Below are 19,263 nucleotides of genomic sequence, written 5' to 3' on the forward strand. Positions count from 1 at the left end.
AACGGCGTCAACGTCGACGCGTCCGTTCGGCGTCAGACGCCGGTCGGACGCCGTGCTCGGACTCTACGAACATTAAAGACCCGGGCCTCCATGAGGGCGAGTATGGACGGGACGCCGCAAGAAATCACGACGCTCGTCGGCCGAGAGGTGTACTCCAACAACGGAGTGTACGTCGGCGAGGTCGAAGACGTTCGCCTCGACCTCGACCAGGAAGTCGTCACGGGACTCGCTCTCGCCGAACTGAACCGAGAACTGTTCGAAGGCCGCATCGAGCGCGGTAAGGGAGTGCTCATCCCGTACCGCTGGGTTCGCGCCGTCGGCGACGTCATCCTCATCAACGACGTTATCGAACGGCTCAAACAACCGGAAGAAGAGGCGGAACTCGCTGTCTAACGCGGGTTAGCTGCCGTTTCCGCTCTCGCTGCCGTCGACGCCCATCGCCTGAAACAGTTTTCGGCGCACCGCCTCCTCGGTGAGCGCCAGCAGCGTGTCGCGGTTGCCCTCGCTCGTCTCGATGCCGGTGAAGATGCCGAGCGGAATCTCGACGCTCGCCTGTGTGGAGTGGCCCGCCGCCTCGCCGATCTCCCTGAACGCGTCCTGGAGGATGTTGCCGATATTCATCCGGATGTCTTTCGAGCGCGCGGCGAGGTAGATGGTGTCCTCGGCGATGCCGAAGACGGCGGTAGTGGTGATGCCCTCCAGATTCAAGAGATGTTGCGCCGCCTGCGCCAGCGCCTCGCGGTCGCGGATGAACCCCGCGTTCGAGACGAGGTGACTGCCCTGGACCTCCCGATTCTGGATGGCTTCGGCGAGCACATCCAGGGTTTCGGGCGACATCGACGGCGACTCGACCTGTTCGAGCGTGTCGTGGTTAGCGAAGGGGTAGAGATACGCCGCCGCCGTGAGGTCGGCGGGCGTCGTGTCGCGCTTAAAATCGAGCGTCTCAGCGCGGATGCCGTACAAAAGCGCGGTGGCGACTTCCTCGCTCGGGCTGAGATCGAACTCCTGAATGTACTTGGTGAGGATGGTCGACGTCGAGGAGACGTTCGGCCGGACGTCGGTGAACGTCGCGTCGAACTCCCGGTCGGGTTCGTAGTGGTCGATGAAGATGTCGATGGGAACCTCGACGTCGAAGGCGCCGGACTTCATGTGGTCGACGAGTGCGACGGCACCGTACTGCGACAGCGACCTCGCTTCGTCGCGCGAGAGCAGGTCGATGCCCAGCAGGTTGACGAACGCGCGGTTCTCTTGGTGGCCGATGTCGCCGTTGTAGAGGATGTCGGCGTCGACGCCGTACTCTTCGGCGATCTGTCTGAGCGCGACGGCGCTGGCGATGGAGTCGGGGTCGGGGTTGTCGTGCGTCAGGATGGCCAACTGACCGTCGGTGGCGACGAGCACGTCGGCCAACTGCCGGGCTTTGTACTCCAACTCGCCGGATTCGAGCGTGCGGAGCGCGGAGTCGGCGATGACCGTCGAGGGGTTGATGACCACGTCCGCGCCGAGTTCGGTCAGTTCGTCCTCGGAGACGGGGTCGGAGGCGCGCACCACGACGAACTGGTCGCCGCCGCGCTCTCGAATCGCCGACACGGCGGCTTTGTTCGCCTCGACGTCCGACGAGAGGATGAGAACGACATCGCGGTCCTCGATGACCGACGCGACCTCCGGTTCTCGGATGTCCTGTACCTGCGCGTTCAAATCTTGGTCGCGGAGCGCCTCGACCCGACTCTCGTCTTTGTCGAGTATGAGGACGTCTTTACCCCCGGCCGCGAGTTCGTCCGCGACGGCATGCCCGACGCTCCCGCACCCCAAGATAGCGTACGTAGACATCGAGGAGATGCTGACCTCAGAACTCATCAGTATCTCGTATACCCGCGGACGACACTTAACAGCATTCGTTTCTCTCCCGGATGGGCGCTTTCGGACGCGACGCTACCGAAACGAAATCGGCCACGAGAACCCCGCGGCCCTGACACACCAACACTCTGGGACGACGGCTGTGGCGAGATGACACACCGTTACACCGACATCACAGCCACCGCAGAGCGAGCGAACGGACGCCTGCTCGCTATCTATTTCATCGAGAGCAATACTATTCAATACTCCAGCTAAATTATTTGGTGTGGTCTGTGGTATCACAACTGTGGGCGGAGCTACTGCCGAAGCCGAACACACCCGCGTTCGCGGCATCGTCGCCGTCTCGAAAGGAAACGCCTTTTAGCGTACCCTCGAAACGAGATGGTGAGGGCCGGTAGCTCAGTTAGGGAGAGCGACGGACTCTTAATCCGTCGGTCGGGGGTTCAAATCCCTCCCGGCCCGCTTTTCGGACGAAGGAAGTGAGTCCTGAAAAGCGACCGCCGTGAAGGATTTAAAGTAGAGAAGTCGCAACCTGCGAGCGGAGCGAGCAGGTCCGTCTTCGCGTGGTTCAAATCCCTCCCTGCCCGCTCTTCCTGCGAACCAAGTGAGCAGTGAAAACGCCACGAGGGACTCGAACAGAGAACGGGGTAAGCGGAACGAGCGTAGTCCTAAATCCCGCCGCTTCGCTCACTTCTGGACTAGTTCGCACACCCCCCGCGTTTGCATCCTCTCGTCGGTTCCAGAATCCGCCTCGAAATTTTTTGTCGCTACTCGCTGACTCCTCCCATAGGTGATTCCCTGTGTCCGACAGTTCGCGCCGCCTCCTGACGCTCCGTAACGTCGCTACACTCGCCGTACTTGCCTTCGTAACGACCATCTATCGACACCTGATTCGGCCGTGGCACCTGTCGTGGGGTGCGACGACGGCCGAACGCCGGTCGTCGCTGCCCGGCGACGAACTGCTCGACGGCGTGCTCGCCCAGTCGACGCGGGCGGTGACCATCGCCGCGCCGCCGGACGAGGTCTGGCCGTGGCTCACCCAACTCGGACAGGGTAGCGACGGTTTCTACAGCTACGACTGGCTGGAGAACCTCCTCGGTGCCGACATCCACAACGCGGACCGAACCCTGCCCGACGAACAGACGCTGGCCCCGGCCGACACCGTCCGCCTCGCGCCGGAGGACTACTTCGTCAGTCCGCCGGTGACGTCGCTCACCGTCCGCGAAGTCGACGCCGGACGCGTGCTCGTGTTGCAAGGGTTCGACGGCGGGACGTGGACGTTCGTGCTCGAACCAATCGCAGCGGAGACGACGCGACTACTCGTTCGCTCGCGGGCGGCTCCGATTCGGAGTCGGGTCGGTCGCTTGCTCTACTTCCTGGTCTACGAACCCGTCCACTTCCTGATGGAGCGGAAGATGCTTCTGAGTCTCAAAGCGCGCGCGGAGCGAGCGCCCCTCGACTCGTGATTCGGTCGCCGAACACGGAGCGGTTATAGGGTCGACCCCCCTATCCGGGTCACCGTGACCGAGTTCCCCGACGCCGAACCCGCCGACGACGTAGTGACCGACCGCGACGAGACCGTCGAGGCGGTCCGCTCGCACGCCGGTCAAATCGCCCGCCAACTCGCGCTCCTGCAGGGCGGCGACTACGGCCAGCGGACGTTCAACACCGACGAGGGCGAGTGGACGCTGAAGTACGAAGCCGGCGACCTCCAGTATCTCCGCTTCAGCGGGCGCTCCGGCGACGACGTCTACGTCGTCTCGACGAAACAACCGCCGGAGCCGACCGACCTCCACCGCGCGATGACCGACTACGACGCGTTCGTCGGTTCGTACAACCGCTACGTCCGGTCGCTCGACGGCGTGCTCGACGATGTGCAGAGCGACTTTCCGACGATCGAACAGACCGACTCGGTGGTCTCCGAGCGGGACCGCTTGGTCGAGCGTATCCGGGACGTCGCCGACGCGATTGCGGGCGAACTCCACCGCTACGACGGCACCGACTACGGGACGTTCTCCGCGCGGGTCAACGGCTCTCGCTGGGAGCTGAAACGCGACCACGCACGCGTCTCGTACCTCCGCGTCGGCGGCCAGAGCGGAACGTATCTCGTCTCGCAGTACGAACCGCCGTCGGCGCCGGACGTCCGCGAACACGCCGACGACTTCGTCGCGTTCGTCGACGCCTACAACGACCACGTCGCCGAGTTGGAGGCCGACCTCTCGGAAATCACGCTTTAAGCGGGCGTAGCCGCACTCTCTCCCATTTTTCGCAGTAATCCGAAGTTCACACAAGCGACGTGCTTATAAGTATTCGATGATGAATTGAGGGTACGGATTACAGAGATACACAGTACGCGTTCGCCCCAGCGCACTCAACGTTGGGCAACGACCCTTTCGTGTTTTAATACGGCCCCGTCACGCCTCCACACGTGGTTCGCTTACAGAGTAATTATGTACTCCACGGTGAATCACAACGATGTTTAACGCAGCCACGCATTCCGACGTAGATAGCAAAGCAACCGCCACAGAACTCTTCGACGCACTCGCAGACCGCCGTCGTCGCCGGATACTCGACGCAGTCGAGAGAGCGGACGACCGAATTCCAGTCGAAGTACTCGCAAAGGCACTGACCGGCGGCGACGCGAACAGCGACGAGAGGGAGATACAGATCTCGCTCGTCCACGCCCACCTCCCGAAGCTCGACGATGCCGGTCTGGTGGCGTACGACGCCGACGAACACACCGTCTCGCCGACGGTGCGGACGGAGGATGCGCTCTCGCTCGTCGACGCCGCCTGGAAGGTCCCGCAGTGAACCGAACGCCGTGTCGATGTCGTGACTGCGGCAGCGTCTACGCCGCCAGAAAACCGACCGACCAGTCAACTCAGATAATCGGAACCGACGCCGGTTGTCCGCGCGGGAGCGACGGCGGCGCCCTTCACGAGATAACGAGCGGGAGCTTCAGCGAACTCGAAGAGAACGCGACGTAGAACCGATGGCGTCGAAGGTCGCGCCGACCCGACGTACCCTACTCCTGTAACTGCGCCGCCGCCGCGTCCAGTGCCTCGTCGCTAGAGACGTCGACGTCTTGTGCGTCGAGCGCGTCCGCGAGCGATGCGAGTAGGTACGTGACGTTCTTCGGGCTCGCCGAGTGACCCATGCAGCCGATGCGGAATATCTCGCCGTCGAGGTCGCCGAGGCCGCTGGCGATTTCGAGGTCGTACTCGCCCAGCAGATACGAGATGACCGCGCCGTCGTCGGTCCCGTCGGGGACGCGAACGGCGTTGAGACTCGGCAGCCAGTACTCGTCGTCGGCGTTCATCTCCAGTCCCATCGCCTCGACGCCCGCCTTGAGCGCGCCAGCGACGCGTAGGTGGCGGTCCCAGCGTTCTTCGATGCCTTCCTCGGCCACGAGTCGAAGCGCCTCACGCAGCGCGTAGACGTTCGTGATGGGCGCGGTGTGATGATACGAGCGGTCGTCGCCCCAGTAGCCCTCCAAGAGCGAGAGGTCGAGATACCACGAGCGCGGTTCCTCCTCGCGGGAGAGCACCTTGTCCATGGCGCGGTCGTTGAGCGTCAGCGGACTCGCCCCCGGCGGGCAGGAGAGACACTTCTGCGGCCCCGAGTAGGCGACGTCGACGCCCCACTCGTCGGCGCGGAACTCGACCCCGCCGAGCGACGTGACCGTGTCGGCGACGACGTACGCGTCGTGGCCGTGCGCGATGTCGGTCAGTTCCGAGACGTTCGGCTGAAGGACGCCCGTGCTCGTCTCGGCGTGGACGAAGCCGAAGATGTCGGGTTGGTGGTCGTCGAACGCCTCCTGTACGTCCGCGGGGTCGAGCGGTTCGCCCCACGGTGCCTCGACTTCGACCACTTCACCGCCCGCGCGCTGGGCCATGCTCGCCATCCGACCGCCGAAGTAGCCGTTCGTCGGCACCAGCATCGTGTCGCCCGGTTCGACGAGGTTGCCGATGGCCGCCTCCATCGAGGCCGAACCGGTCCCGGAGACGGGAATCGTCCACTGGTTCTCGGTGCGGAACGCGTAGCGAAGCAGTTCCTGCACCTCGTTCATGATGTCGATGAACGAGGGGTCGAGATGACCGACCAGCGGCGTGCTCATCGCCCGCAACACACGGGGGTGGACGTCGCTCGGTCCGGGACCCATCAACGTTCGCTGCGGCGGTGTCAGTTCGTCGACGTCGGGCGCGTCGGACATACCTCCCGGTTTCGCGGACTGCGAGAAAAAGTCATGGGTGTTCGTCGCACGATGCCGGTTTCTCCAACCTCGAACGCCGCCGCCCGGCTATCTGGCCGAGTAGTCAAGCGCCGCCGCGACGAGTTCGACCGGATGCGCCGGGTCTCTCGCGTCGTCGCGGTCGCCGAGTTGCGTCCGACACGACGCGCCGGGTGCGACAAGGGCGTCGCCGCCGCTCGCGTCCACCTGCTCGACGAGAATGTCCGCGATAGACTGCGAGAGGTCGTAGTGTTCGGCCTCGTAGCCGAACGAACCGGCCATTCCGCAGCAGCCCGAGTCGAGGTGGTCGACGTCGTAACCGACGTCTCGGAGCACGTTCGCCGCGTGGTGGTCCTTGTTCAGCGCCTTCTGGTTGCAGTGGCCGTGGTAGGTGAGGCGCTCGCGGACCGCCCGCGACGAGAGACGCTCGCTCAACCGATACGTGTCGAGGTATTCGAGGACGCCGTAGGCGTTCGCGCCCACCGCCAGCGCCTCGTCGCCGTCGAGCAGGTCCGCGTATTCGTCTTGGAGCATCACGGCGTCGGACGGTTCGACGAACACGACGGACCATCCCCGCTCGATGTACGGGTGGAGGCCGTCGACGTTCCGCCTCGCGCGCTTTCGAGCGAGGTTCAAAAAGCCGCCTGAGTACGCCGCCCGCCCGCTCGGCGCGACGCCGGAGGCGAGTTCGACGTGCACCCCTGCGGCTTCCAGCACCCGGACCGCCGCCTTCCCCGCCTCTGGGTAGACGTAGTTCGTGTACGTGTCGGGGAACAGCAACACTTTCTCGTCGGCATCCGCCGTCTCGGCCGTCGATTCCCGCTCGTCGAACCACCGTTCGAGCGACTGGCGGGTGAACGTCGGCAGTTCGCGGTCGGGGGCGAGACCGAGCGCCCGGTTCAGAAGCGGGCGCGCGCCCGGAACTTTGGGCGCGAGATTCGACACTGGCGCGGTCGCGCTGCCGACGGCGGCGAGACGGTCGATGTTGGCGAACAGCCGTTCCCGGAGGCCGCTACCCTCCCGTTCGTGGTACTGGTGTTTGACCTCGGCTTTGAGTTTCGCCAGATCGACGCCGGTCGGACAGTCGTTCGCACAGCCCTTGCAGCCGATGCAGAGGTCCAACACCTCCGACTGGAATCGCTCGGAGTACAGTTCCTCCTCGTCCAACTCGCCGGTGATAGCGGCCCGAAGCAGGTTCGCTCGCCCGCGCGTCGTCGCCGCCTCGTCGCGCGTCGCCCGGTACGTCGGGCACATCGTGTCGCTGCCGGTCTGTCGGCAGGTGCCGCAGCCGTTGCAGAGTTCGACCAGTTCGGAGAAACTGCCGTGCTCTTCGAAGTCGAGGGTCGTCTCCCACTCCGTCGAGAGGTACTCCGTCCCGTAGCGCAGCGACTGCCGCATGTCGGTCGGATTCTCCTCTCTGAACACGACCTTTCCGGGGTTCATCCGCCAGTTGGGGTCGAACGCCGTCTTCAACTCCTGGAACGCCGCCCACAGCTGCGGGCCGTACATCTTCGGGTTGAACTCGGTCCGCGCGAGGCCATCGCCGTGTTCGCCCGAAAAGGAGCCGTGGCGTTCCAACACGAGGTCGGTCACGGCGTCGGAGATCGACCGCATCGTCTCGATGTCCTCGCCGTCTTTGAGGTTCAGAATGGGTCGGATGTGGAGCGTGCCGACCCCCGCGTGAGCGAAGTACGCCGCCGACGTACCGTGGTCTTCCAGCACCTGCTCGAACTGGGTGACGTACTCGGCGAGCTCTTCGGGAGGAACAGTCGCGTCCTCGATGAACGGGTACGGCTTCGCGTCGCCCGGCAGCGACATGAGCAGCGGAATCGCCGCCTTCCTGAGCTTCCACAGCCGCCCCTGCGCCTCGTCGGTGTACGCCTCGACCACGTCGAACGCCTCTCCCTCGACCAGAAACCGGTCGTTCGTCTCCCCGATTGCCGCCGGAAAGTCGTCGTGCAGTTCCGAGTCGAACTCCAGCATCAGCGCAGCCGCCGTCCCCTCGGGCATCTGGGCGGCGTACTCGGCGAACTCGCCGGACTCGCGGGCCAGCCGAAACACCTCGTCGTCCATCAGTTCGACGGCGCTCGTGTCGAACTCCAGCGCCGCCGGAACCGCCGCCATCGCGTCCACGAGGTCAGAAAAGCAGTACACCGCCAGCGCCGTCTCCTCGGGTTTCGTCACGAGCGACAGTTCCGCTTCGACGACGACGCCGAGGGTCCCCTCCGCGCCGACGAGGAGTTTCGAGAGATTCATCACCCGCTCGCCGTCGTCGGTCTCTCTGACCGCCTTGTCCAGATTGTAGCCCGAGACGTTGCGTTTGAGGTCGGGGTAACGACTCCCAATCTCCGCTTCGTTCTCCTCGACTAGTCGCCGAACCGTCCGGTAGATGTCGGCTTCAAGGTCGTCTTTCTCCACCAGCTCTGTCCACTCCTCGCCGCCGACGACGACGTCGCGCGTGCGAATCAGCGACCCGTCGGCGAGCACCACGTCGAGCTCCTCGGTGTAGGCGTCGGTGATGCCGTAGCGGACCGAGTGCGCGCCCGTCGAGTTGTTGCCGATACCGCCGCCGACCGTTGCGCGGTTCGAGGAGGCGGGGTCGGGGGCAAATTTCAACCCGTGCGGGGCGAGCGCGTCGTCCAAGTCGTCCTGTACGACGCCGGGTTGCACCCGTGCGCGCTTGGCGTCCGGGTCGATATCCAGTATCCGATCCATGTACTTCGAGAAGTCGATGACGACGCAGCCAGGGCCGACCGCCTGCCCGGCCAGCGACGACCCCGCGCCGCGAGGGAGCACCGGCACGTCGTACTCGTCGGCGAGTCGTACTGTCGCCCGCACGTCCTCGACGGTGCGCGGGAGGACGACTCCCGCTGGACGGGCGCGGTAGATGCTCCCGTCGGTCGCGTACAGCAGTTGGCTGTACTCGTCGAACCGGACCTCCCCGGCGACGGCGTCGCGCAGCGCCGCCGCGAGGGCGGCGTACTCGTCCACGTCCGCCGTCGAATCCGATTCGAACGTTCGGAACGCTGCGAGCTCGTCGACCGGTTCGACTGTCGGGTGTTCATCGGCTGCCATTACCCGAAGCTACGACGGAGTGTGACTAAATAGCACGGGAATTGTTCACGGACGTTCGTGGTTTTTCGACGAGGGGAGCCGACACCTCTCCGCCTCGCACCCGGCGCAGCGTCGTCGCTACCGACCTACGAATCGAAACCCCTTTTCGCCGGTTCGTCCCATCCCTCCCCGTGGATTACGGGCGTCCTGACGATGCTCGGCGTGCTCGCCTATCACAACGGCACCGGCGTCCGCGCGCTGACGGAGTGGTGAACGCGGCCGACGCGCTCGCTCAGTCGTCGCCGAAGACGCGGTGGCGAGTTCGGTTCGACGCCTCGACGCGCTGGTTCGCCTGCCGGGCTCGTTCGCTCTCGTCCGGTCGAACGGCCCATCCGAGCGCGTAGCCGACGGCACCGACGACGATGCCGGGACCGAGACCGATTCCGACGCTCACCGCGAGAACGCCGCCCAGCGACGACGCGATCGACTGCACGGCCCAGACGACCCCGAGGAGCGACGAGACGCCGACGGCGACGGCTAGACAGGCGAAGACGTGCTCACCGTGCGCGGAGCCGTACGCGACCATTGCGACCGTGAGTACCACGACGACGCCGTTCAGAAGCGCCGGGTGGGTGAACTGCGAGAGGTGTGCGGCCAGCAGGACGGCGGCGAGCGAGAGCACACCCAGTCGGACGTCCCGCTCCCAGTTCCGTCTCCGAGCGTACAGCGCGACGCCGAGGAGCGTGCCGATACCGACCGTGTAGATGGCGGTACTCCACGGGAGCAGCGACCCCGCGACGACGAGCGAGGCAGTGCCGACGACGGCGAGCGCGCCCACTGCCCAGTCGTAGTCGCTCCTCGCGCGGCCGCGTCGGACGTCGAGGAGAAACGACAGCGGCGTCACGTCGCCGCGCGAGACCGAACTCTCGCGTCGACGGACGGCGACGCCGGCCACGAAGACGAGGCTCCCGACGACGGCCGCGAGGCTCCCGGCGTAGCCGATGGCTCTGGCGACGGCGGTGGCCGCCGAACCGTCGGCGACGCCGAGTGAGACGCTGAACAGGTGTTGGCCGTGAAGCGACAGCGCGAAGAGAACCGCGAACACCGCGGTCCACGCGCCGCCGACACCGCCGCCGCGGACGGCGTAGAGGGTCAATCCGCCGATGCCGACCGTCACGCCGAGCAGCGCCGGTGCCGAAAAGAGCGTCAGTCCGTACAGCGCCGTCGGGTCGACGAACCCGTAGCTCGCGACTCCGAGCGCAAAGACGACTGACGCGACAGCCGCTCGATGCGTCAAACTCTCGTTATTTCCGAAGACTATCGACCGCACACGCTGCGACACACGTCGATAGTGGAGCGACCACTACATATAACTTAGTCAGACAGTACTGGTTCGGAACGAGTCAGAAAAAATACCTATGGGGGCCTTCAGTCGAGGAAGTCGGGGGCGACTCGCTTCTCGTCGCGCTCCTCACGGAGGTGCGCGCGGAACGTATCGCGGTCCACGTCGTTCTCCTCGCGCTCGTTTCGATCGCGGACGGAGACGGTGCCCGCGCCCTCCTCGTTGTCGCCGATGATTACCATGTACGGCACGCGGTCGGTGTGCGTGTCCTGAATTTTGCGTCCGATGGTCCACGAGCGGTTCTCGACGCCGACGCGGAGACCCTCCTCGCGGAGCTCGTCGGCCACCTGCTCGGCGTACCCGAGGTTGTCGTCGCTGATGGGCAGCACGCGAACCTGTTCGGGGGCAAGCCACAGCGGGAACTTCCCGTTGAAGTGTTCGATGAGCACCATCAGGAAGCGCTCGTAGCTGCCGTAGAGCGCGCGGTGGATCATCACCGGGCGGTGGTCCTCGTTGTCCTCGCCCGTGTAGGTGAGGTCGAACCTCTCGGGCATGTTGAAGTCGAGTTGGACCGTCGGACCGTCCCAACTACGACCGAGGGCGTCCTCGAAGCCGAAGTCGATCTTCGGGCCGTAGAACGCGCCGTCACCCTCTTCGAGGTGGTAGTCGATGTCGCCGCCATCGAGGACGGCCTTCAACTGCGTCTCCGCCTTCTCCCAGATCTCGTCGCTCCCGACGGACTTCTCCGGGCGCGTCGCCAGCGCCACGTCGGCGTCGAGGTCGAACGTCTGGAACACCGTGAGGATGTTGTCGATGATGAGGTTGATCTCCGCTTCGATCTGGTCGGGGCGGACGAACAGGTGGCCGTCGTCGATGGTGAACGACCAGACGCGCGAGAGCCCCGAGAGCTCGCCGCGCTGTTCCTTCCTGTACACTTTGCCGTCCTCGAAGTAGCGGACGGGCAGGTCGCGGTAGCTCCACGACTGCTGGTCGAAGATGGTCGCGTGGCCCGGACAGTTCATCGGCTTCAGGCCGTACTCCTCGTCGTTGACGTCGAGGAGGAACATGTCGTCGACGTAGTTCTCGTAGTGGCCCGACTTCTTCCACAGCTCCGTCCGGAACAGGTGCGGCGTCTCGACGGGGTCGTAGCCCGCTTCGAGGTTGAGACTCTTCGCGTAGTCGGCGAGTTCGTCGAGGACGCGCTTGCCGTTCGGGTGGTACAGCGGCAGGCCCGGTCCCGTCACCTCGTCGATGGAGAACAGGTCGAGTTCGCGGCCGAGTTTGCGGTGGTCGCGCTCGGCGGCCTCCTCGCGTCGCTCGACGAACTCCTCCAGTTCCTGCTCGTCGGCGAACGCCGTGCCGTAGACGCGCGTCAGCGTCTCGTTCGACTCGTCGCCGCGCCAGTAGGCAGAGGAGATGTTGAGGAGTTTGAACGCGCCGATCTCGCCCGTCGACTCGACGTGCGGGCCCTTACAGAGGTCCTCGAACTCGCCTTGGCGGTAGAAGCTGATCTCCTCCTCGTCGGCGGCCTCGGTGTCGAGGATATCCTGTTTGAACGGGTTCTCCTCGTAGTAGTCGAACGCCTCCTCGCGGCTCATCGTAAAGCGCTCGATCTCGTAGTCATCGGCGACGATGTCGGTCATCTCCGCTTCTATCTCGCGGAGGTCGCCCTCGTCGAGGTCGACGTTCGTCACGTCGTAGTAGAATCCTTCGTCCGTCCACGGACCGATGGTCAGTTTGGCCTCGGGACGGAGTCGAAGGAGCGCCTGCGCGAAGACGTGCGCCGCCGAGTGGCGAAGGACGTCGAGATACTCGTCGGAGCCGTCGGTGACGATGACGAGTTCCGCGCCGTCGTCGAGTTCCGTCGCCTTGTCGACCAGATCGCCGTCGACGACGCCGGCCACGGTGTCCCTGCCGAGGCCCGGTCCGATCTCGTAGGCGGCGTCCTCTACCGTGGACCCCGCGGAGAGAGACAGCTCGGAGCCGTCCGGCAGGGTCACTACGATATCACTCATGAGAGGACGAAACCGGAGGACGGGGATAAGTGTTTTTGACCCGCGCTACCGGGGTAGCGAAAGGAATGTGTCGGCGGTTCCGACCCCGGCGGTCCCTACAGTTAAATCACAGAAGCCGGAACTGTCTGCCATGCGATTCGACCGCCAAAGCGGCGTCTTTCTCCACGTCTCCTCGCTGCCCGGTCCGCACGGCATCGGCGACCTCGGCGACGGCGCGCGCGCGTTCGTCGACTTCCTCGCGAAAGCCGACCAGTCGCTGTGGCAGTTCTGCCCGCTCGGTCCGACCTCGCCGGCGCACGGCAACTCGCCGTACCAGTCGTTCTCGGCGTTCGCCGGCAACCCGCTCTTCGTCGACCTCCGAGACCTGCTCGACCGAGGGTGGCTCACCGACGGAGACCTCAAGCCCGTCCCCGAGTTCGACCCCCACGAGACCGATTACCAGCGGGTTTCGGAGTACAAACGCTCGCTGCTCGAAACCGCGTTCGAGCGGTTCGAGTCGGAGGCCTCGAACGACGAACACGAGGCGTTCGAGGCGTTCCGCGAACGTGAGTCCTCGTGGCTCGACGACTACACGCTGTTCATCTCGCTGAAGGAAGCACACGACCACGTCGCGTGGATCGAGTGGCCCGAGGAACTGAAGACGAGAGACGAGACGGCGCTCGAACGCGCCCGAGACGACCTCGAAAGCGAGCGACGCTACCACGCGTTCTGTCAGTACCTCTTCGACGAACAGTGGCGCGAGCTCAAGTCCTACGCCAACGACGAGGGTATCTCGCTCGTCGGTGACCTGCCCATCTACGTCGCCCTCGACAGCGCGGACGTGTGGGCGTCGCCGGAGGCGTTCGACCTCGACGAGAACAACGAACCCGCGGCCGTCGCGGGCGTGCCGCCGCAGTTCGGCGACAGCGGCCAGCGCTGGGGCAACCCTCTCTACGACTGGGACTATCTCCGCGAGACCGACTACGAGTGGTGGCGTCGACGCCTCTCGCGGCTGTTCGACCTCGTCGATACCGCCCGTCTCGACCACTTCAAGGGGTTCGACGAGCACTGGGCGATTCCCGCCGACGCCGACGACCCCGCCGCCGGATCGTGGCGCGACGCGCCCGGCTACGACTTCTTCGAGACGATAGAGCGCGAGTTGGGCGACCTCCCGTTCGTCGTCGAAGATTTGGGGTTCATCGACGAGCAGCTCGCCGCCTTCCGCGACCACCTCGAGCTCCCCGGCATGCGCGTGCCGCACTACGCCGACTGGTGCCGCGAGGGCGACATGAACCAACCGATGCACTACCCCCACGGCAGCATCGGCTACACCGCCACCCACGACACCGACACCACGGTCGGCTACTACCAGAGTCTGCCCGACCACCAGAAGGACTGCCTACACTACAACCTCGGCGTCGACGGTAGCGAGATCAACTGGTCGCTCATCGAAGCGGTGTGGAACTCAGAAGCCGTCTTGGCGATGACGACGGTACCCGATCTCCTCGGTTTGGGTTCGGAAGCGCGGTTCAACACGCCCGGAACGGCGGAAGGAAACTGGTCGTGGCGGTGTACGTGCGAGGGACTGGACGAGGGTGTCGCCGAACGGCTTCGGGGCGTGACAGATTTCACGATTCGGTAGCCGGATCGGGGCATCCGTCTCACCGAAGCTCTCGCAACCCGGCCGAGAGAAACAGCGAACTCAGGCCCCCGACCAGAAGCAGGAACCAGTACGAGCAGAGTCGATAGACCAAGACGGCAGCGGCGGCCGTCTCCAATCCGACTTCGGCGAACAGCACGACGGCCGCGGTCAACCCCACTTCGGTCCCGCCCAACCCGCCGGGCGTCGGCAGCAACGTCGCCAGCCCCGCGGCCGGGACGACGAACAGCACGAGCGCCAGCGGGAGCGACTGACCGACGGCGAGCGACCCCAGATAGAGTGGGAGCGCGAACAGCACCCACCCGACGGCGGCGTACGTCGCCGCCCAGACGACCGTCCGGCGGTCGCCGGTCGCGCGGTCGAACGTCTCGAAGAACTCGTCGAGGCCGCGGTCCACTGCTTCGGGAGCGAGACGGCGCTGCATCCGCGGCCCGGCCCGACGGAACACCGTCCGGCCGACCATCGCAACGCCGCGGACGACGCGCCGAAACGCTGTCCGCCGCTTGACGAATCCAGCGACCGCGAGAGCGACGAGCGTCAGAACGGCAACCAGTCCGAGCGCGGCGAGTTCGGTCCCGGAGGCGACGCCGTCGGCGACGACGAACCACCCGAAGCCGACGCCGGCGACGGCCAACGACGCGACGAAAACGACGAGCTCGCTCGCGGTCACCGAGGCGAACGTCCCCCGGTAGTCGAGATCAGTCTCTTCTGCCAGCACGTACGCCATGAGCGGAACCCCGCCAGCGTGACCGAACGGGAGAAGCTGCTTGGCGAACGTCCCCGTGAGATACCCCAGCCGAACTCGTCCGGTCGGTACCACGGGGTCGACGGACCGAAGAAACAGCAGCGTCGAACTGCTCCACGCCAACTGCGCGAGGAGACTCGCGACGAGCGCCGCTCCCACCAGAAGCGGGTCCATCGTCCGCAACTCGACGAAGACCCCGCGCCAACTCACGCCCGACAGGCCGACCAACGCCGCGAGCGCGACGACGACAGCGACACCCGCGACGACGCGCTTGCGCATCGACCCGACGCGAGTGACCCCTGTCGTTTCCATGCAGAGTGATAGTTTCGGAAGACAGTATGAGTCTTCTGTCTGTCACGTGTCTGAACGAATCGACTGCGCACGGATAGCCGCGGGGACAAGCGACATACTCGTCCGCCGCAACCACCCGTCCATGCACGTCGACGCAGACCGCCTCCGGGCGGACATCGAAGCGAACGCCGAGTTCGGCGACGTAGCCGCCGAAGAGGGTCGCGGTCGGACCGTCCTCTGCGGTACCGAGGCGAACCGCCAAGCCCGCGAGTACTTCGTCGACCGACTCGACGACGCCGGTCTCCACGTCGACATCGACGCCGTCGGCAACGTCTCGGGGACGTGGACGCCCGATTCCGCGGACGAGACTGCCGCACCCGTCGCATTCGGCAGCCACCTCGATTCGGTGCCGGAGGGCGGCATCTTCGACGGTCCGCTCGGCGTCTACGCCGCGCTCGAAAGCGTCCGTGCGATGCAGGAGTCGAACGTCGAACCCGAACGCCCCCTCGTCGTCGTCTCGTTCACCGAGGAGGAGGGCCAGCGCTTCGCCGACGGCCTGCTCGGTTCCTCGGTCTCGGTCGGCAAGCGCAGCGTCGAGGAGGCGCTCGCGCTCGAAGACAGCGACGGAACAACGCTCGGGGACGCCCTCGACGACATCGGCTTCCGCGGCGAGGGACTGCTCGACGCGAGCGAGTGGGACGCGTGGTACGAACTGCACATCGAACAGGACACCCAACTCGAACGCGCCGACGTTCCGGTGGGCGTCGTGACGACCATCACGGGTATCACCCACTGCGAAGCGACCGTCGTCGGCGAGGCCAACCATGCCGGGGCGACGCCGATGGACGAGCGAACCGACGCGCTCGCGGCGGCCGCCGAGTTCGTCCTCGACGTGGAGCGCGCGGCCAACAGCGTGGTCGACGACTCCAGCGACTCCGCGGTGGGTACGGTCGGGTCGCTCGACGTCTCGCCGAACGCGACGAACGTCGTCCCCGGCCGCGTCGAGATGGGCGTCGACGTCCGCGACGTCGTGTACCAGTCGATGCAGACGATCGTTGACGCGGCCCGGGAGAGCCTGACCCGCCTCGAAACCGAGCGCGGCGTCGACACCGAGTTCGCGCGTCCGTTCGACCTCGAACCGACGCCGATGGCCGACCGACTCCGCGAGGCGGCCCACTCCGCGGGAAAGGCCGCCGGCATCGGGACGATGGAGATGCACTCGGGGGCGGCCCACGACACGATGCACGTCGCCGACGTGACCGACGCGGCGCTGCTGTTCGCGCCGTCGCGCGACGGTATCTCGCACAACCCGCGCGAGTGGACCGACTGGGACGACTGCGCGGCGGCGACGCGCGTGCTCGCCGGGGCCGTCGCCGCCGCGGCCGGCGCGAGAGCTGACGAGTAGCCGCCTCCGGTCGCCGCCGCCGAACATCGAAACCCGCAAGCCCGCGGGAACTAACGGAGAGACGATGGAGCGAGGGACGATTCCGCTCGACGACCTGGCCGGGGAGTTCGACCTCCAAGCGACCGTCGAGAGCGGTCAGTCGTATCTCTGGGACCGCGCCGACGGCGGCATGTACGAGACGATAGTCGCCCACGGCGGCGACCACTGGTACGAGACGGTCGTGCCCCGGATAGACGGCGTGAGCGACGAGCAGGCGGTTTTGCGCGTGCGACAGGTCGGCGACCCCGCCACCGGGAGATTGGAGTGGGAGTCGAACGTCGACGCCGTACCGCTTCTCACCCACCTGCTGCGCCTCGACGACGACCTCGACGCGATTCTCGGCGCGACCCCAGACGACCCGCTGCTCCGCCGGGCCTACGACGCTTACCGCGGCATGCGACTCGTCCGCGACCCGCCGTTCGCCTGTCTCATCTCGTTCATCTGCTCGGCGCAGATGCGCGTCTCGCGCATTCACGGCATGCAGACGGCGATGGCCCGCGAGTTCGGCGACCGGTTCGAGTTCGACGGCGAGACGTACTACGCGTTTCCGACGGCCGCGCAGCTGGCCGAGCGGACCGAGGACGAACTCCGGGAGCTGAAACTCGGCTACCGCGCGCCCTACGTCCGACGGAGCGCGGAGATGGTCGCTTCGGGCGAGGCGCACCCCGACGAGGCGCTTGGCCTCGATTACGAGGACGCCCGCGAGTCGCTGACGCGGTTCGTCGGCGTCGGCGACAAGGTGGCCGACTGCGTCCTCCTCTTCTCGCTGGGCTTTCTGGAAGCGGTCCCGCTGGACACGTGGATTCAGACGGCCATCGCCGACCACTACCCCGACTGCGAACGGGGCAGCTACCGCGAGACGTCGCGGGCGATACGCGAACGGTTCGGCGGCGACTACGCGGGCTACGCTCAGACGTACGTCTTCTACTACCTGCGCGCCGGCGGCGCGATATAACACCGTCGGCGACGCTCGAGGCACCGGACCCGTCGAGTTTGCTTGACTGTCCGCCTCCGGTGACGAACACGCGACACCGAGCGAAAGTCTATGCGTTTCGATGAGTTACCACTACCCACTATGGACTGCAGAGTCGTCGTAGAGGCGGCCGTGCCCGTCTACGACGTGGGGACGACGGACGAAGCGGTCCGCATCGCTATCTCCAAAACCGGCGAGATGCTCAACCCGGACCTCAACTACGTCGAGATCAATATGGGGAGCCGACAGTCGCCGTCCGGCGAGGAACTCCCGCCGGCGTTCATCGCCGCCGACGAGGCGCTCGTCGCTCTCGAACTGGAGATGACCGTCTTCAACGTCGAACGCGAAGAGCACGCGTCGAGAATCGCCCGAAAAGAGATCGGCCAGCGTCTGGACAACATCCCGCTCAAGGTGCTGGAAGTAACCATCGTCGCCGACGAAACGGACGAAAACGAGGGAGAGAACGCAGAGGGGTCGCCCGACGGGGACGCGCAGAACGACTCCGAGTCGGACGACGACGAGTTGCTGCCGGAGTTCGAGGAGATGGTCGACGAAGAGAGCGACGGCTGACCTGTCGAGGTAGATTCGAGAGAACCTGCAGTCGACGACTCAGTCGGCTTTCGGCGCGACGGTCTCCGGCTCGGTCTCTTCCATCGAGGCCGTGATGCCTTTTGCGAGTTTGAAGACGGCGGCCTTGTGGTCTGTTTTCGACTTGTGAATAGATGTCGGACGAACGCCAAGTTCGTTGTATTCAGTGAGGTCGAGTTCGGTGTCTTTCCAATGTTCCTGCTGGCTTCGTACCTCTGCAAGCAGGCCGTGAAGGTGAATGAGCTCCTGCTTCTTCATGAGCAAATTCTCGTTGATACTCGATGCTTATAGTACTATCTTGAGTCTCGTTAGCACAGTGCTGTGCGAGAGACTCTCTATCTCCCGATAGTGGTGTTTCTATGAGGTGAGGGAGTTTCCGGTCGTGAACGTTTTACCGTCCGCGTGTTGACCGGTGAAATATGGAGTACGACGACCAACTCGAGAGGGCGCTCGCGGAGTCTCCCGACATCGAAAGCACCGGTAGTCGGTTCGAGGTCCCCGACCCGAACGTCCGACCGGAAGGAAACATGACGGTTTTCGAAAACTTCCAGTCGGTGGTCGACAAACTCGACCGCGACGAGTCGGACGTCCTGAAGTTCCTCCAGACAGAACTGGGGACGAGCGGACAGATCGACGAGAGCGGGCGCGCCCGCCTGACGGGAGATTTCCGCCGGGACCGCGTCGCCCGCGCCGTCGAGGAGTACACCGAGGCGTTCGTCCTCTGCCCGGAGTGCGGGCTTCCGGATACGCGCCTCGTCGACGAACGCGAGGCGACGATGCTGAAATGCGACGCCTGCGGCGCGCTGTCGTCGATGGGTCAGTGACGCCGCTCGTGGCGACAGGAACCTGAGGAAGAGACGCTATTCGAACTGCTTTACGGTGTTCAGGTCGGATTCCGTCCGCATGAATTCGGCCAACCGACGCGTCGCGTGACAGTTAGGGCAACTGAAGTTCGCGCGATGGCCGGGCAACTCGCTGGGACCGGACTCCCAGTCTTTTCCACACTCGGGACACAACAAGCGAACGAACGCTTCGACCATACGCCTGACCGACGGGAGCGACTTCAATAAAAGTTTGTGCCGCTCTC

The 19,263-nt window shown here is 65.3% G+C and carries 18 protein-coding genes and 1 tRNA gene; 11 read left to right on the forward strand and 8 right to left on the reverse strand.

Annotation, left to right across the window (positions count from 1 at the left end; all coding sequences use genetic code 11):
• Window positions 1-102 precede the first annotated feature (102 nt).
• Window positions 103-393 (forward strand): PRC-barrel domain-containing protein, encoded by a 291-nt coding sequence (locus LAQ73_RS14315; RefSeq protein ID WP_224268936.1) that lies wholly within the window; start codon window positions 103-105, stop codon window positions 391-393.
• Window positions 394-399: 6 nt separating this feature from the next.
• Here LAQ73_RS14315 and LAQ73_RS14320 read toward each other — a convergent pair whose 3' ends face one another.
• A complete protein-coding gene (locus tag LAQ73_RS14320; RefSeq protein ID WP_224268937.1) occupies window positions 400-1,854 on the reverse strand; it encodes a DHH family phosphoesterase in 1,455 nt (484 codons plus the stop codon).
• A gap of 388 nt (window positions 1,855-2,242) precedes the next feature.
• On the opposite strand from LAQ73_RS14320, the gene LAQ73_RS14325 reads away from it, so the two are divergent.
• From LAQ73_RS14325 to LAQ73_RS14340, 4 genes are all read left to right on the forward strand, one after another.
• Window positions 2,243-2,316 (forward strand) — tRNA-Lys (locus LAQ73_RS14325).
• A gap of 338 nt (window positions 2,317-2,654) precedes the next feature.
• Window positions 2,655-3,320 carry an SRPBCC family protein gene (locus LAQ73_RS14330; RefSeq protein WP_224268938.1) on the forward strand — a complete coding sequence of 222 codons (666 nt, stop codon included), beginning with the start codon at window positions 2,655-2,657 and terminating at the stop codon, window positions 3,318-3,320.
• A gap of 54 nt (window positions 3,321-3,374) precedes the next feature.
• Window positions 3,375-4,091, forward strand: a complete 717-nt coding sequence (locus tag LAQ73_RS14335; RefSeq protein ID WP_224268939.1) for a profilin-fold protein — start codon at window positions 3,375-3,377, stop codon at window positions 4,089-4,091.
• 238 nt (window positions 4,092-4,329) lie between these two features.
• On the forward strand, window positions 4,330-4,665 hold the full coding sequence (locus tag LAQ73_RS14340) for a DUF7344 domain-containing protein (protein WP_224268940.1): 336 nt from the start codon (window positions 4,330-4,332) through the stop codon (window positions 4,663-4,665).
• A 214-nt stretch (window positions 4,666-4,879) separates the two neighbouring features.
• Here the strand turns inward: LAQ73_RS14340 and LAQ73_RS14345 are convergent, their stop codons facing one another.
• Window positions 4,880-6,067, reverse strand: coding sequence for a pyridoxal-phosphate-dependent aminotransferase family protein (locus LAQ73_RS14345; protein WP_224268941.1), 1,188 nt, complete (start codon window positions 6,065-6,067; stop codon window positions 4,880-4,882).
• A gap of 87 nt (window positions 6,068-6,154) precedes the next feature.
• The gene (locus LAQ73_RS14350; protein ID WP_224268942.1) at window positions 6,155-9,160 is read right to left on the reverse strand and encodes an FAD-binding and (Fe-S)-binding domain-containing protein; all 3,006 of its coding nucleotides are present in this window, start codon (window positions 9,158-9,160) and stop codon (window positions 6,155-6,157) included.
• Window positions 9,161-9,217: 57 nt separating this feature from the next.
• Here LAQ73_RS14350 and LAQ73_RS14355 point away from each other — a divergent pair, with 57 nt between their 5' ends.
• Window positions 9,218-9,412, forward strand: coding sequence for a hypothetical protein (locus LAQ73_RS14355; RefSeq protein WP_224268943.1), 195 nt, complete (start codon window positions 9,218-9,220; stop codon window positions 9,410-9,412).
• Between the two features lie 19 nt (window positions 9,413-9,431).
• Here LAQ73_RS14355 and LAQ73_RS14360 read toward each other — a convergent pair whose 3' ends face one another.
• Window positions 9,432-10,481, reverse strand: a complete 1,050-nt coding sequence (locus LAQ73_RS14360; protein WP_224268944.1) for a hypothetical protein — start codon at window positions 10,479-10,481, stop codon at window positions 9,432-9,434.
• A gap of 86 nt (window positions 10,482-10,567) precedes the next feature.
• Window positions 10,568-12,496: a threonine--tRNA ligase gene (thrS, locus tag LAQ73_RS14365; RefSeq protein WP_224268945.1), complete on the reverse strand. Its 1,929-nt coding sequence runs from the start codon at window positions 12,494-12,496 to the stop codon at window positions 10,568-10,570.
• Between the two features lie 130 nt (window positions 12,497-12,626).
• Between thrS and malQ the strand changes: the two genes are divergently transcribed.
• Window positions 12,627-14,117, forward strand: a complete 1,491-nt coding sequence (gene malQ / locus LAQ73_RS14370) for a 4-alpha-glucanotransferase (RefSeq protein ID WP_224268946.1) — start codon at window positions 12,627-12,629, stop codon at window positions 14,115-14,117.
• A 19-nt stretch (window positions 14,118-14,136) separates the two neighbouring features.
• Here the strand turns inward: malQ and LAQ73_RS14375 are convergent, their stop codons facing one another.
• Window positions 14,137-15,192: a lysylphosphatidylglycerol synthase transmembrane domain-containing protein gene (locus tag LAQ73_RS14375; RefSeq protein ID WP_224268947.1), complete on the reverse strand. Its 1,056-nt coding sequence runs from the start codon at window positions 15,190-15,192 to the stop codon at window positions 14,137-14,139.
• 121 nt (window positions 15,193-15,313) lie between these two features.
• Between LAQ73_RS14375 and LAQ73_RS14380 the strand changes: the two genes are divergently transcribed.
• The 3 genes from LAQ73_RS14380 (at window position 15,314) to LAQ73_RS14390 (ending at window position 18,158) form a co-directional block, all read left to right on the forward strand.
• A complete protein-coding gene (locus LAQ73_RS14380; protein ID WP_224268948.1) occupies window positions 15,314-16,576 on the forward strand; it encodes a Zn-dependent hydrolase in 1,263 nt (420 codons plus the stop codon).
• Window positions 16,577-16,640: 64 nt separating this feature from the next.
• Entirely contained in the window at window positions 16,641-17,570 is a 930-nt protein-coding gene (locus LAQ73_RS14385; protein WP_224268949.1) for a DNA-3-methyladenine glycosylase family protein, read from the forward strand.
• A 120-nt stretch (window positions 17,571-17,690) separates the two neighbouring features.
• On the forward strand, window positions 17,691-18,158 hold the full coding sequence (locus tag LAQ73_RS14390; RefSeq protein WP_224268950.1) for a DUF555 domain-containing protein: 468 nt from the start codon (window positions 17,691-17,693) through the stop codon (window positions 18,156-18,158).
• 39 nt (window positions 18,159-18,197) lie between these two features.
• Here LAQ73_RS14390 and LAQ73_RS14395 read toward each other — a convergent pair whose 3' ends face one another.
• Window positions 18,198-18,434: a UPF0058 family protein gene (locus LAQ73_RS14395; protein WP_117590983.1), complete on the reverse strand. Its 237-nt coding sequence runs from the start codon at window positions 18,432-18,434 to the stop codon at window positions 18,198-18,200.
• 161 nt (window positions 18,435-18,595) lie between these two features.
• On the opposite strand from LAQ73_RS14395, the gene LAQ73_RS14400 reads away from it, so the two are divergent.
• Window positions 18,596-19,000, forward strand: a complete 405-nt coding sequence (locus tag LAQ73_RS14400; RefSeq protein ID WP_224268951.1) for a translation initiation factor IF-2 subunit beta — start codon at window positions 18,596-18,598, stop codon at window positions 18,998-19,000.
• A gap of 36 nt (window positions 19,001-19,036) precedes the next feature.
• On the opposite strand, the gene LAQ73_RS14405 is transcribed toward LAQ73_RS14400, so the two are convergent.
• A complete protein-coding gene (locus tag LAQ73_RS14405; RefSeq protein ID WP_224268952.1) occupies window positions 19,037-19,216 on the reverse strand; it encodes a DUF7836 family putative zinc-binding protein in 180 nt (59 codons plus the stop codon).
• Between the last annotated feature and the right edge of the window lie 47 nt (window positions 19,217-19,263).

The organism is Haloprofundus salinisoli (assembly GCF_020097815.1).
In the GTDB taxonomy this organism is placed as follows: domain Archaea; phylum Halobacteriota; class Halobacteria; order Halobacteriales; family Haloferacaceae; genus Haloprofundus; species Haloprofundus salinisoli.